The organism is Nonlabens sp. SCSIO 43208 (assembly GCF_050703575.1).
Taxonomy (GTDB): Bacteria; Bacteroidota; Bacteroidia; order Flavobacteriales; family Flavobacteriaceae; genus Nonlabens; species Nonlabens tegetincola.
Genome location: NZ_CP065365.1, coordinates 1,099,006 through 1,114,638 on the forward strand (window position 1 = coordinate 1,099,006; position 15,633 = coordinate 1,114,638).

Consider the following 15,633-nt stretch of genomic DNA (forward strand, 5'->3'; position numbering starts at 1 on the left):
ATGTGTTATTTATCAATAAAAAATATATTCTAAAAACAGACACTTCTCGATTAAGCCTTACTTTTGTTTATCACGGTAAATCCATTTTATGAGTGAAGAAAGTAAACGTAGAGAAGCATTAGTATATCACGCTAAACCGCAACCTGGTAAAATAAAAATTGTACCTACTAAAAAGTACAGTAGTCAACGGGATTTATCTCTTGCCTACAGTCCAGGTGTTGCACAGCCTTGTCTTGAAATAGCTAAGGATAAGGCAAATGTTTATAAATATACTACCAAGGGTAACCTTATGGCTGTAATTTCTAATGGAACAGCTGTTTTAGGTCTTGGTGATATTGGCCCAGAAGCATCTAAACCTGTAATGGAAGGAAAAGGGCTGCTTTTCAAAATATTTGCTGATCTAGACTGTTTTGATATTGAGGTTGATACCACAAATGTTGAAGAGTTCATTCAAACTGTGAAAAATATTGCCCCAACTTTTGGTGGGATAAATTTAGAAGATATCAAGGCTCCAGAGGCTTTTGAAATAGAACGCCGTTTAAAAGAGGAGTTAGATATCCCAGTAATGCATGACGATCAACATGGTACAGCCATAATTTCAAGTGCTGCGTTACTCAACGCGCTTGAACTTGCTGATAAAAAAATAGAAGACGTAAAAATCGTTGTGTCGGGAGCTGGTAGCGCTGCCATTTCTTGTACCAGCCTTTATGTAAAGCTAGGAGCAAAGAAGGAAAACATCATGATGTATGATGTGGACGGTTTAATTACAACATCTAGGACAGATCTTGGTGATATGCAAATGCAATTTGCAAGAGAGATGGATACTGTATCCATGCGCGAGGCATTTAAGAATGCCGATGTATTTTTAGGTCTTTCAGTAGGAAATATTGTTGATGAGGACATGCTATTGAGCATGAATGAGAACCCGATTGTATTTGCCATGGCAAATCCAGTGCCCGAGGTTGATTACAACCTAGCTATAGCAACCCGTGATGATATCATTATGGCAACAGGGCGAAGCGATCACCCTAATCAAGTAAATAACGTATTAGGTTTTCCTTTTATTTTTCGTGGAGCGCTAGATGTAAGAGCAACTACAATTAATGAAGAAATGAAACTAGCAGCTACTCATGCTATTGCTAGTCTTGCTAAAGAACCAGTTCCTGAACAAGTTAATATCGCCTATGGCGAGCTCAAACTTACCTTTGGTAGGGATTATATAATTCCAAAACCCTTTGACCCTAGATTAATTTCAACCATTCCGCCAGCTGTTGCAAAAGCAGCCATGGAAACAGGAGTTGCCAAAGAACCAATTCAAGATTGGGAGAAATACGAGGAGCAATTGCTCACACGTATGGGCTCAGATAATAAGCTTGTCAGGCTTATTTTAAATAGAGCAAGGACAAATCCAAAAAGAATTGTTTTTGCTGAGGCCGATCAACTAGATGTACTAAAAGCAGCGCAAATTGTTTTAGAAGAAGGAATAGGAACACCTATACTTTTGGGACGCAGGGAAACAATTGAAGAACTTAAAGAGGAACTTGAGTTTGATCAACCTTGTTTAATTATTGATCCCAAAAGCGATGAAGAAAAAGCTCGCAGAGATAGATATGCTGAAGAGTTTTGGAAAATAAGAAAGCGTAAAGGGGTTACTTTATTTGATGCCGGTAAATTTTTAAGACAGCGTAATTATTTTGCAGCGATGATGGTAGAAATGGGTGATGCCGATGGTTTAATCACTGGATTTGCTCAGTCCTATCCTCGTGCCATCACACCTATGTTAGAGATTATAGGTCGCGCACCAGGAGTTGACAAAGTAGCCAGTACCAATTTAATGATTACACAACGAGGTCCTATGTTTATTTCAGACACCTCTATAAACATAGATCCAGATGCTATTGAACTTGCAAAAATTGCACAAATGACAGGCCGTACAGCCCAGTTGTTTGGTATCACACCTAATATCGCAATGATAAGCTACGGGAACTTTGGGTCTTCAGAACATCCTAATGCTGTTAAAGTACGTAATGCGGTAAAATATTTACACCAATATTATCCCGATCTAGTAGTAGATGGAGAACTACAAGCCGATTTTGCTTTAAATTCTGAATTACTTCAGGACAAGTTTCCTTTTTCAAAACTTGCAGGTAAAAAAGTGAATACATTAGTGTTTCCTAACCTTGAAAGTGCAAATAGTACTTATAAAATGATGAAGGAACTTAATGGTATTGATAGCATAGGTCCTATCCTTTTAGGTTTGCAAAAACCCGTACACGTAGTTCAATTAGGAGCTAGTGTGGACGAGATCGTGAACATGGCTGCCGTGGCAGTTATAGATGCACAACAAAAGGAGTCCTATAATCGTTCATTGCAGTTAAAAAGGTCGCAACAACCGCAATAGATTATTTTATTACATTTGAAACACAATTAACCAATTATGATTGCACAACTTCAGGGCAGGCTAGTAGAAAAAAACCTGACCGATGTAGTAATTGATTGCCATGGAGTAGGATATCTAGTAGAAATATCACTGCACACATATTCACAACTGCCAGACAACGAGCAGTGCAAGTTGTATACTTATATGCAAGTACGTGAGGATGCACACAGGTTGTTCGGTTTTGCCGAAAAAAGTGAACGAGAAATCTTCAAACTATTACTGTCCGTATCTGGAGTTGGTGCAAATACAGCTCGTACCATGTTATCCAGTGTTGCGCCCACACAAATTGCACAAGCAATCGCTAGTGAAGATGTGCGCACAATACAAAGTGTAAAAGGTATAGGTGCAAAAACAGCGCAACGTGTTATACTCGATCTTAAGGATAAAATATTACAAGTATTAGATAATCCAGAAATTTCTATTGTTGCAAGCAATACTGGCCGTGATGAAGCGTTATCTGCACTAGAAACTTTAGGCTATGCTCGCAAGCAGGCTCAAAAAGTCGTGGATAAAATTTTGAGCAATCAACCAGATGCCACAGTAGAAGATTTGATTAAACAAGCATTAAAACAATTATAGGATTTGGGATATAGGTATTTTAAAATGAAGCTTTTACCTGTTTTAATAGCTCTTTTTTGTTTCGCTTTCGCGAAAGCGCAACAACCCACAACACAAGAGAACGATTCTATACCTAATGGAGTCGAATTAGGTAAATTAGAATTACCAGATCCACCTTCCATAACCAAAATGTATGAATATGATCCAGTAATGGATAGGTATATTTTGAGGACTACATTTGCTGGCTATCAATTGGATTATCCCTTTGTACTTACCAGAGAGCAGTATTTACAGCGTGCTATGAAAGAACAAATGAAAAGTTATTTCATTGAAAAAGCACAGGCAATTGCAGGAAAAACGGATGAGGATAAAGAGAAGCAAAAGAATCTTTTACCCAATTTTTATGTAAACTCGGCTTTGTTTGAAAGTATTTTTGGTGGTACAGAGATATCGGTAGTTCCACAAGGATCTGTAGAGGTAGATCTAGGGCTGCTTTTTAATCGTAGTGATAACCCTAGTTTTTCCCCAAGAAATAGACAGAATACCACTTTTGATTTTAACCAGCGTATCAATTTATCTCTTGTAGGTAAGGTAGGTACTAGGCTACAGGTTAATGCTAACTACGATACTCAAAGCACCTTTAATTTTCAAAATCAAATTAAACTTGATTACACACCTACAGAAGACGATATTTTACAAAGTATTGAGGTAGGTAATGTGAATATGCCGCTTAATTCTCAACTTATTCGTGGTGCGCAAAGTCTTTTTGGTATTAAAACAGAATTGCAATTTGGAAAAACCAGAATTACTGCTGTTTTTTCAGAACAACAAAGTGAGGCTCGTACAGTTCAGGCTCAAGGTGGAGCATCAATTAATGAATTTGATTTCTTCTCGCTGGATTATGATGAGAACAGGCACTTTTTCCTAGCTCATTATTTTAGGGATAATTACGATCGCACCCTAGAAAATTATCCATTTATAAATACAAATGTACAAATTACAAGAGCCGAGGTTTGGATTACCAATCGTGGTAATCGTACTCAAGATGTACGTAATTTAGTAGCTATTCAGGATTTGGGTGAGTCAGATGGTGAAAATATTGGTCTAGACGTTGTTCCTCCTGGTTTTGTTAATGTTACAGAAGGTGCTTATCCTGACAATTCAAATAACCAATTCAACCCTAGAGGAATAAATGGTTCTACAAGTTCATTACTCAATGAGCAAATTAGAGACATAGGAACAGTCCAGCAAGGTTTTGGTGGTGCACAAGTAAATGAGGGTTTTGATTATGTTTCCTTAGAAAATGCAAGGAAATTAGCACCAAATGAATATACCTTAAACACACAATTAGGTTATATATCTTTAAGACAAAGATTGAATAACGATGAAGTACTTGCAGTTGCTTTCCAGTTTACTGCTGGTGGTAAGGTATATCAAGTAGGAGAATTTGCTAATGATGGTGTAGTTGCAACCAATGTAGACGCAAACACGAATCCTGGCCAAGTAGCTGTTAACAACCAAAATCTAGTAGTAAAGCTACTTAAGAGCAACTTAGTAACCGTTACGGAGCCATCTTGGGACCTAATGATGAAAAATATTTATAACTTAGGTGGATTTCAATTATCACCAGAGGATTTTAGATTAAATATCTTTTACCAGTATCCGCCAGAGTTAAATTATATAACAGCTGCTCCTGGAACACTAACCAATCCACCAGTTGCTTTACCTAGTGACGTTGAAGAAACCACATTAATTAGAGTATTTGATTTAGATAGATTAAATCAACAAGGAGATCCGCAACCTGACGGTGATGGTTTCTTTGATTACGTACCTGGTTTGACAATCGATCCAGAAAATGGGCGTATTATATTCACGAGTGTAGAACCTTTTGGTGAATTTTTATTCAATAAGTTAGATCTTACTCCTGGCGCTGGTCCAGAAGATTATAACAACCCATCTACTTATAATGCAAATCAAGAGCAGTATGTATACCGCAATATGTATCGCACGACCAAGGCTCAAGCTCTAGAAAACGCTGATAAGAATAAGTATTTAATTAAAGGTCAATACAAATCAACCGGTCAAGAAGGTATTCCTATAGGTGCTTTTAATGTTCCTAGAGGTTCGGTTACTGTTACCGCTGGTGGACGAACCCTACAAGAAGGTATAGATTATACGGTAGACTATCTAGCTGGTCGAGTTATTATTCTGGATCAAGCGTTACTTAATTCAAACACGCCAATTCAAGTTTCTACAGAGAATAATTCGGTATTCAGACAGCAAACAAAGAGATTTACAGGAATAAATGTAGAACATAAATTTAGTGAGGATCTTATAGTAGGTGGTACTTTTTTGAATCTAAAAGAACGTCCCATTACACAAAAATCTACCTACGGTTTTGAGCCTATTAACAATACTATTTTAGGTGCAAACTTTCTGTACAATACAGAAGTGCCTGTATTAACCCGACTGGTTAATAAATTACCAAATATTGATACTGATGTTGCTTCAAATCTATCATTAAGAGGTGAGATTGCATATTTATTTCCTGGCTCGCCAGCTGGTGATAATTTCGGTAATAGAGCAGCTGCTTATGTAGATGATTTTGAGGGTTCTCAAACTACTATTGACATATTAAGTCCGTTTGCCTGGTCGTTAGCGAGTACACCAGTTGATTTTGAAGGCAATGGAAGTTCTTCAAATCCACTAGAGTACAATTATAGCAGGGCCAAAATGTCCTGGTATTCCATTGATCCAATATTCTATGGAACGCAAAGACCAGCAGGTATTACAGATGACGATGTTTCAGATTGGAGAACTCGTAGAGTGTTTATAGACGAGTTGTTTCCTAATGTGGATTTACAACAGGGTCAACAACAAGTAGTAAATACACTAGACCTTGCCTATTATCCAAGCGAGCGTGGTCCTTATAATTACAATCCATCTGCAGCTGGTTCAAACATTCTTCCTAATCCACAGGATAATTGGGCAGGTATCATGAGACAGTTCTCAAGTACCAATTTTGAGCAAAATAATGTGGAGTACATTCAATTTTGGATGATGGACACATTTGCATTTGACCCTACTAATACAGGAGGAACAATTTCTATCAACTTAGGAAGTATATCTGAAGATGTGCTAAAGGACAACCGTAAGCAATTTGAAAATGGATTACCGGATGATGGAGGTACGATATTAACTACATCAACGGCTTATGGAAAAGTCCCTAATAGTCAATCTCTTGTTTACGCATTTGACACACAAGGACAAGAGAGAGCAAATCAAGATATAGGTTTAGATGGTTTTAGTGATGCCGAAGAGATTAATTCCTTTCCTGCTTTTGGTCCAGTAGATCCAGCTAATGATAATTATGAGTTTTATCTTGCTGCTAACGGTGATATAGTTAATCGTTATAGAAATTATAATGGGACAGAAGGAAACTCACCTTCTGAAGTATCTCAAACAAATAGAGGATCAACCACTTTGCCAGATGTTGAGGATATTAATAGAGATAACACCATGAATACCATCGATAGTTATTTCGAATATAATATTCCAGTATTTCCAGGAATGGACGTTAATAACAACGATTACATCTACGATACTAAAACAGTACAAACCGAATTGCCTAACGGAACTCGTATAGATACAAGATGGGTGCAGTTTAGAGTGCCGCTTAATGATCCTAATCGTGAAGTGATTAATGAAATAGCAGATTTTAGAGCTATTCGATTCATGAGAATGTACCTGACAGATTTTAACGTAGATACGCACTTAAGATTTGGTTCTTTGGATCTAGTGCGCGGTGATTATCGTCGTTACACTGCTTCATTAGATGAAACAGATCCTAACGCCGCAGACGACCCTACTGTTTTTGAAGTTGAAGGTGTTAATATTGAAAATAACGAATCTAGAACTCCAATTAGATATGTATTACCACCAGGAGTTGAAAGAGAAGAATTAAGAACTCAAAATCAAAACATCAGACAGAATGAACAATCGCTAGCTTTAAGAGTTTGTGATTTAGAATCGGGTGATTCGAGAGCTGTGTTTAAGAACATTCGAATTGACATGCGTCAATATGAAGATTTAGAAATGTTTGTCCATGCTGAATCTCTAGTAAATGAACTCGCACTTGCTGATGGTGAGATTGAAGTCTTTGTGAGAATGGGTGTAGATTTTACCCAAAATTATTATGAGGTAAGGTTGCCACTTTCTATTACAGCATTTGGAGCTACTGATCGCAACGAAGTTTGGCCTAATAGTAACAACTTTAAGATTAACCTCGAGTTACTGCAGGAATTGAAAGCTAGAGTACTAGGAAATCCAGCATTAAATGTCAACGAAGCTAATTTCTTTGATCAAGTTAATCTTGGAGGAGATCCTAACGAGGCAGCACAGCACAGTTATGGTATCCGTGGAAATCCTAATTTTGGAGATATACGAGCACTTATGATTGGTGTACGCAATCCAACATCAAATCAAATATGTGGTGAAGTTTGGGTTAATGAAATGAGACTTGCTGGTCTTAAAAACGAAGGTGGTTATGCGGCAACTATGAATCTTGATGCAAATGTTGCCGATTTTGCATCGGTTACTGCGACAGGTAGACGCAGCACAATAGGTTTTGGAGCTATTGAGCAAGGGCCTAACGAGCGAGATCGTGAAAATGTCACACAATATGATATCACAACAAATGTAAGTCTAGGTCAATTGTTGCCTAAAAAATGGGGTGTACAATTACCGTTCACTTATAGTATAGGTGAAGAAACCATAACACCGCAATTTGATCCACAGTTTGAGGATATTGAATTGGACACTAGATTAGATAATGCAGACAATGACGCCGAAAGAGACGCAATAAGGGAACAAGCCGAAAATTATACACGCAGGCAAAGCGTCAATCTTATAGGAGTGCGCAAGGAGCGAACTGGTGATTCAAAACCTATGCCGTATGATATTGAAAACTTTACTTTCTCTGGAAGTTACAATCAAGTAGATCAACGCAACTTTGAAATTGAGCAATATAAAGAACAGTCGGTTAATGCAGGAGCAACTTATAATTATGCGTTTCCTAAAGCCGAGGTTGAGCCTTTCAAAAACATCAGCTTTTTAGAAGGTAAGTACGGTAAATTCTTAAGTGATTTTAATCTTAATTTATTACCTAATAATTTTTCTGCGAGTGGGAATATTGTTAGACAATACAACTTTCAAAAATTTAGAGATCTTCAATTGGATACTAATCCGGTAGATATTGATGGTGATGGTATTCCAGATGCACAAAACATCAGCATCGCTCCATTAACAAATCGCAATTTTACACTCAACCATCAGTATGCTATTAATTGGGATTTGACAAAATCGTTACAGTTCAACTTAAGTGCCAATCAGAATAGACTGGTGCGTAGTTACATTGATTCAGAGTCCAATGAAGTAGATCAAGACTATACTTTATGGACCGACTTTTTTGATGAAGGTATCCCTAATCAACACAATCAACAATTACAACTTACTTATAAATTGCCGTTTGATAAGTTTCCTTTTCTCGCTTTCGCGAAAGCGAACTACACTTACACAGCAGATTTTAACTGGCAGAGATCATCGCAACAATTTTCACAATTAGATGATATACCGGATATAGGTAACACTGTTTCAAATGCCAATACGCATCGTATCAATGGTACTTTGGATCTAGATAATCTTTATAAATACGTAGGTCTAGAGAAGATTAAATTTGGAAACGAAGCACGTAATGCCCGTAAGAGATCACGCAGCCGCAGTAGAACGCGCACACCAGCTGGAACACCAAATCCCGATCAGGCTAAGGAAGAAAAGGAAAAGAAGATCCCTAAGAAGAATTTTGCAAATCAAGCTCTTAATACTTTAATAGGTGTGGTAACTTCAGTAAAAAGAGCACAAATTAATTATGAGGAAACCAATGGTATGTTCCTTCCAGGTTACACAAATGATATTGGGTTTATAGGAACTTTAAAACCTACTACAGGTTTTGTGTTTGGGTCACAGGCAGAAGTTAGAGAACTAGCCGCAAGAAAAGGTTGGTTAACCTTGTTTCAGGATTTTAATCAACAGTATAGTGAGGTAGCTTCACGCAAGTTTGATTATAACATTAAAGTAGATCTAGTAAAGGACCTAACGCTAGACCTTGTAGGGAACCGTAATTATCAAGAAACCTATCAAGAAAATTATCGAGTAAACCCAACATCCTTACAATATCAATCGTTGACTCCTAATGAATTTGGGAACTTTGATATTTCTACCATTATGATTGGTACTGCTTTTCAAAAAAGCGATATCAATGGCTCAAAAACTTTTGAGACATTTAGAAATAATAGACTAGCTGTAGCCAATAAACTGGCAACGGAATTTTATGGAACCACAACATTTAACCGTGATTCAGATGGGTTTCCTGTAGGTTTTTCACGTAATAGTCAGGAAGTTTTATTGCCTTCGTTTATTGCTGCTTATGAAGGGCGCGATGTTGAAGATCAAGATCGCAGTGCTTTTAGAGATATTCCATTACCTAATTGGACTTTAAAGTATACAGGATTAATGAATCTTAAATGGTTCAAAAAACGTTTTAGAAGATTTTCATTGAATCATGGGTATAGGTCTAGTTATACGATTAATCAATTCCAACGTAATCTAGATTTTGTTGCTGGTAATAGAAATTTTGATTATGATGAAAATGCTACGCTTAATCCAGGATCATTAAATCAAAATGGAGATTTCAAGTCACCACAACTATATTTCAACATCAATTTGACTGAGAGTTTTTCGCCATTATTCAAGATTGATTTTGAAATGAAAAATTCAATGTCTATTGCTGTAGAACACCGTAGGGATAGAGCTGTGTCCCTAAGTTTTGATAATAACCTACTTACTGAAATAAACAGTAAAGAATGGATCGTAGGAGTTGGTTATAGATTAAAGGATCTCAAATTTAGAACGAATTGGGGTGGACGCAGTCGTGTGATAAAAAGCGACTTGAACATGAGATTGGATGGTTCAATCAGAGATAATATTACCATAGTAAGGTATTTAGATTTTGATAATAGTCAAGCTACTGCTGGACAAACAATCTATGGTTTAAAATTCAGCGCAGAATATGCCTTTAGCCAGGCCTTTACTGGAATCTTCTATTACGACCATACTTTCAGCGAGTTTGCAATTTCGACGGCGTTTCCGCAAACTACTATTCGTAGTGGAATTACATTAAGATATACGTTTGGAAATTAGTAAGGGATTTTACGTAATTATAATAGTAAACTTGTGGCTTAAAAAGCTTAATGTTTTAACTTTACCCCTTTAAAATTTAAATAATGAATATTCCAGCAGAACTTAAGTACACCAAAGACCACGAATGGGTAAAAATAGAAGGTGATGTTGCAACAGTAGGGATCACTGATTTTGCTCAAAGCGAATTAGGTGATATTGTATACGTTGAGGTTGAAACCGTAGATGAAACACTTGATCAAGAGGAAGTTTTCGGTACGGTAGAAGCGGTAAAAACCGTTTCTGATTTGTTTTTACCATTGTCAGGTGAAATTGTTGAATTTAATGAGCAATTAGAAGACGAGCCAGAGTTAGTAAACTCTGACCCTTATGGTGATGGATGGATGATCAAAATAAAAATAAGCGACGCTTCACAAGTAGATGGTCTTATGACTGCTGATGCTTATAAAGATCTTGTAGGATAGTGAAGCATTTGCTTAAAGGGGTTGCGCCGGTTTACACTCTAGTGATTGCTTATCTTTCACTAACAAGTTTACCCTTTCCGATTCCTTTTGAGCTCAGTTTTCAAGATAAAGTGTATCATGCAATTGCCTATTCCATTATGGCGATAGTGTGGTACTTCTTTTTTTATGTAGGTTATGTTTCAAAGTTTCCTGATTATTCATGGAATATAAAAAACATACTAGAAGATTTTTCTAGAACAGTTGTTATAGGAGCTATGGTATTATCTTTTATTATAGGTGTTCTTATAGAATTAGGTCAAGGATATTTCTCACAAAATAGATCTATGGATATCTTTGACGTTATTGCAAATGTATTTGGCATCATTATTGGTGCTCTATTACTTTATGTTATCAGTAAAATGTTACAGATAAAAAAATCTTAGCGTTAAAAGCTTTTAAGAAAAAATTGAATTATTTATTTTTAGCCACTAAACACCACCGCAATGGAAGTTAAAAAATCAGAAAAGGCAGATTTACGTAAGAATATTACGTTGTATGCTCTTGCAGGACTGGCATTTATGCTTTTGCTAGCATGGCAAGGTTTGGAGTATGAGACAAAAACAGTCGAAATCGAGGAGCCGCCAGTTGAAATCGAAGAATTCGTAATTGAAGAAGAAATTCCAATTACACAAATGCTTGATACGCCACCACCGCCACCACCACCGCCACCAGCTCCAGAAATTCTGGAAGTTGTTGAGGATGATGTAGAAATTGAAGAGGTGGAAATTCAGGATACTGAAACCGATGAAGAAGAAGAGATTGTTGAGGTAGAAGAGGTTTCTGAAGAAGTAGGTGTAGAAGAAGTGATTGCCGATGTACCTTTTGCAATTATTGAAAACGTGCCTATTTATCCTGGTTGTGAGGATAAGAAAAATAATGCCGACCGTAAGAAATGTATGAGTGAGAAAATCACCAAGTTCGTTAACCGTAACTTTAACACAGGTCTTGCAAACGACTTAGGTCTTGAAGGTCGTCAAAAAATATCGGTACAGTTTAAAATCGATAGTAAAGGAAATATCGTAGGAGTTCAATCTCGTGCTAAGCACCCAGATTTACAGAAAGAAGCTGCTCGCGTAATTAATAAATTACCTAAAATGACTCCAGGTATGCAGCGTGGTAGAGCGGTAGGTGTTATTTATGCATTACCAATTATCTTCCAAGTACAAGACTAGATAATTAAATAAATTTTTAAAAAAGCCCGACTTTCTACAAGTCGGGCTTTTTTATTATCAATAAAATAATGTTTTCATTAAAAGCTTATGGATTTTATTTTGAATTAACGGTTTTTGGTACGACTCTTGATTTCTGTTCCTAATAACATTTTAAACCATTAATTATGAGTCTCTTTAAAAAAGATGCCGATGCTGCAACATCGGTACTTTCTCGTATCGAGAGGAAGAAATCTATTAACACAAAAGTCAATCCCATTATTAATTTTCAAATAGGGCTGGTAGCAGCGTTATTGCTAGTTTGGATGGTTATTGAAACCACTACCGAAGAAACTAAGCCTGTTCCTGCAATCGTTGGTACTACGATCATAGATGTGTGGGAAGAGGATCATGATGTTTATCGAGTAATTCCAGATAATCCTGTCATTAAACAGCCTATTGCAAAACCTGTAAGAATCGAAACTCCTAAAATTATAGAACCGAATAAATTAAAGGTGGTTGATAATAACGAACTTGTTCCTGAAAATGATGACAAAAAAAGGGAAGAAACGCCTGTTACAGAGCCTGCGGTTACGCCAGTTACATCTAGTAAGACAGAAGCAAAAAGCAAACCGACCACATCTACTACCAGCAGTCCTATAATAGCTGTTCAAGAAATGCCGCTTTTTCCTGGTTGTGATGAAGATATGTCAAGAGAGGAAAAGTATAACTGCATGAATGAAAAGATGAAACGATTCATTCAAAGAAATTTTGATACTAGTCTAGCCGAAGATTTATCAGGTCAAGGAGATAAGTTTAAGATAGCAACTATGTTCACAATTGATGAAAACGGTAATCCAATTGATATCAAAGTACGTGCTCCTAATGATCGATTAGTAAAGGAAGCTAATAGAGTGATGGCCAAATTACCGCAAATGCAGCCTGGCAAAATCAATAATAAACCAGTTAGGGTGATTTATTCAATACCAATAACATTTTCAATTCAGCAATAAACATCAACCATTTATTGTGATCCCAGACCTGTTTTTTAATATGAGTCTGGGATTTTTTATTCGGTATTATTAAAGTGTATCTTTGAGCCTATAACTTGAATTTATGAGATCAATTCTCTCTTTAATTTTTATACTGTCTTCTATAACAGGTATTGCTCAAACAAGTATAGAGAAATTCCCTATTTTTAGTAATTGTGAATCAGTTTTATCCAGTGAACTGTCCAGCTGTTTTTATGAGGAATTATACATGCAGCTTCAAAATAATTATGATCACCCAGTAGATGTTGGTTCTAGTAGTGCGACTATTAGGTTTGAAGTAAATAAAGACGGTGAGTTTATTGTTATCACCTTAGACTCAAAAGAGCAAGATGTAAAAAGTGAATTGAGAAAAGCTTTTAATTCATTGCCCAAAATTACGCCACCTAGCTACAACGGAAATCCCACATTTATGCAATTTGTTATAAACACACCAGTTCCATTGGTGTCAGGTGGTTCCTTTGTTACGTTTGATGAAAAGCAAAATACTGCATCGCCAGCAAAGAGTGATTTGGTCAATGATTTAGACAGTATCGCTTTCGCGAAAGCGAACAATGATTACCAAGGTATCAAATCAAATAAATACACCAATCAAGAATTACTCTCAAACACAATAATTCCTTTTTCGTATCAGCGTTATGCACCATATGAAGCTGCTATGAACAAAATTGGCACCAATGCTCATAGTAGTATTAAACCTTATACTTTTAATCAAGTAGGAGCGTATTTTGATTTAGAAGCACAGCGCTCTAGTTTAACAGAAGAACGCACAACATGGTTAGGTCGCAAATGGTGGAATGAGCACTTTTTTAGAGTTGCAGGAGATGATTACTGGTTTGTAATAGATCCAGGAGTAGACCTACAGTTGGGTAAAGATTTTGACGCCGACATTAATACTTTTAATAATACAAGGCTTGCGATGGTAAACGGTGGTATCGGTAAGCAAATAACATTTGGAGCTACGATTCAAGAATCTCAAGGTCGATTTGCAGATTATTTCAATCGAGAAATCACACTGCGAGCACCCGACGGCGGTAATCCAGGTATTGTGCCTGGTCGTGGTATTGCTGAAGATGGCGGTGAGAATATTTACGATTACCCAGTAGCAACAGGTTATATTAATTACAAACCTAGCAAGTATTTTGATTTACAATTAGGTCATGGGCAGCATTTTATAGGAGATGGATACAGATCTTTAGTTTTAAGTGATAACTCAATGCCATTCCCTTACTTTAAAGTAAATGCCAATTTTTGGAAGCTCAACTACACTGTTCTTTACACCTCGCTAAGAGATGTACGCAGTGAAGTAACTGCCGATGATAGTTTTCGTACTAAGTTTATGACTTTTCACTATTTAAGTTGGAATGCTACAAAGCGACTTAATATCGGATTGTTTGAAAGTGTGCTTTGGCAGGATGATAACCAAAGAGGATTTGATTTTAATTATATTAATCCTATCATTTTTTATCAAGCTATTGAATTACAAACAGGTTCACGAGGTGGAAATGCTTTAATAGGCGCTACTGCAAAATATAAATTCACCAATAGGGTTACGGGATATGGACAGCTTGTTTTTGACGAGTTTTCTAGTGATGCCGTGGCTGGTGGTGGTAGTTTTAAGAATAAAAGTGCCTTTCAAATAGGTGTAAAATGGCAAAATGCTTTTATTAACGGTTTAATGCTTCAAGCAGAGTATAATCGGGTAAGGCCTTTTACTTACAGTCATAATTCTATCGTTCTTAATTATGGTAATAGTAACCAAGCGCTTGCTCATCCATGGGGTGCAAACTTCTATGAGATGATTTTTATAGGCCGATATGACTATAAACGATGGTATGGGATCGGTAAAGCTATTTTAGGGGAACGTGGTTATGATATATTATCAAATAGCGACAATCTTGCTTATGGAGGAAATGTTTACACCAGTGAAGATAATCGCGCATTTGAAAACGGGAATGAAGTAGCTCAAGGTAATACCGCAAGCTATTTTTATGGGCAACTTGAAGCTGGATATTTAATCAATCCAGCCTCAAACTTAAAAGTATATACACAGCTTATTTATCGTGATATTTCTCCTCAAGTAGATAACGTAAGAGTAGTTGATCAATCCACAACCTGGTTTAACATAGGATTGCGCACAGATATAATGAACTGGTCTTACGACAGGTAAATGATAAAAAGCATCAGATTAACTTTTTTAATTTAAAAGCTTGTAAACCATAATAAAACATTATTTTTGCACTCGCTTTAAGCGATACGTCAGATAGTCTGGCATACATAATATTCATTATTTCAAATAATTTTGGCATGTATTTAACTGCAGAAAAAAAAGCTGAAATCTTTTCAAAGTATGGAAAGTCAGTAAACGATACTGGTAACACTGATGCGCAAATCGCGTTATTCACATACCGTATCAACCACTTAACAGAACACCTTAAGAAAAACCGTCACGATTTTAATACAGAGCGTAGCTTGGTTAAATTGGTAGGTAAGCGTCGTTCATTACTTGATTACCTTATGAAGAAGGATATCTTAAGATATCGTGAGCTTATTAAGGAATTAGGAATAAGAAAGTAAAAAATTGGGGACCTTGTGTCCCCTTTTTTTATTAGTATATTGCAGGTACGCTTTCGCGAAAGCGTCATAAATAAATAATCGCGAGACATAAAAGCTGGTTTCTC

General features: G+C 36.6%; 9 protein-coding genes. All 9 read left to right on the top strand.

What is annotated here, in order from left to right:
• Positions 1 to 88 precede the first annotated feature (88 nt).
• Positions 89 to 2,401, top strand: a complete 2,313-nt coding sequence (locus I5168_RS05245; RefSeq protein WP_167342629.1) for an NADP-dependent malic enzyme — start codon at positions 89 to 91, stop codon at positions 2,399 to 2,401.
• Positions 2,402 to 2,437: 36 nt separating this feature from the next.
• Positions 2,438 to 3,019 carry a Holliday junction branch migration protein RuvA gene (gene ruvA / locus I5168_RS05250; RefSeq protein WP_042279540.1) on the top strand — a complete coding sequence of 194 codons (582 nt, stop codon included), beginning with the start codon at positions 2,438 to 2,440 and terminating at the stop codon, positions 3,017 to 3,019.
• A gap of 24 nt (positions 3,020 to 3,043) precedes the next feature.
• A complete protein-coding gene (gene sprA, locus I5168_RS05255) occupies positions 3,044 to 10,255 on the top strand; it encodes a cell surface protein SprA (RefSeq protein ID WP_105018023.1) in 7,212 nt (2,403 codons plus the stop codon).
• An 83-nt stretch (positions 10,256 to 10,338) separates the two neighbouring features.
• Positions 10,339 to 10,716 carry a glycine cleavage system protein GcvH gene (gene gcvH / locus I5168_RS05260; RefSeq protein ID WP_105018024.1) on the top strand — a complete coding sequence of 126 codons (378 nt, stop codon included), beginning with the start codon at positions 10,339 to 10,341 and terminating at the stop codon, positions 10,714 to 10,716.
• Entirely contained in the window at positions 10,716 to 11,138 is a 423-nt protein-coding gene (locus I5168_RS05265) for a VanZ family protein (protein WP_146104968.1), read from the top strand. The genes gcvH and I5168_RS05265 overlap by 1 nt, the downstream gene beginning before the upstream one ends.
• A 60-nt stretch (positions 11,139 to 11,198) precedes the next feature.
• Positions 11,199 to 11,927, top strand: coding sequence for an energy transducer TonB (locus tag I5168_RS05270; protein ID WP_060523704.1), 729 nt, complete (start codon positions 11,199 to 11,201; stop codon positions 11,925 to 11,927).
• 164 nt (positions 11,928 to 12,091) lie between these two features.
• Positions 12,092 to 12,916: an energy transducer TonB gene (locus tag I5168_RS05275; protein ID WP_431472620.1), complete on the top strand. Its 825-nt coding sequence runs from the start codon at positions 12,092 to 12,094 to the stop codon at positions 12,914 to 12,916.
• A gap of 103 nt (positions 12,917 to 13,019) precedes the next feature.
• The gene (locus I5168_RS05280; protein ID WP_431472621.1) at positions 13,020 to 15,122 is read left to right on the top strand and encodes a gliding motility protein RemB; all 2,103 of its coding nucleotides are present in this window, start codon (positions 13,020 to 13,022) and stop codon (positions 15,120 to 15,122) included.
• A gap of 137 nt (positions 15,123 to 15,259) precedes the next feature.
• A complete protein-coding gene (rpsO, locus tag I5168_RS05285) occupies positions 15,260 to 15,529 on the top strand; it encodes a 30S ribosomal protein S15 (protein WP_042279545.1) in 270 nt (89 codons plus the stop codon).
• Positions 15,530 to 15,633 lie beyond the last annotated feature (104 nt).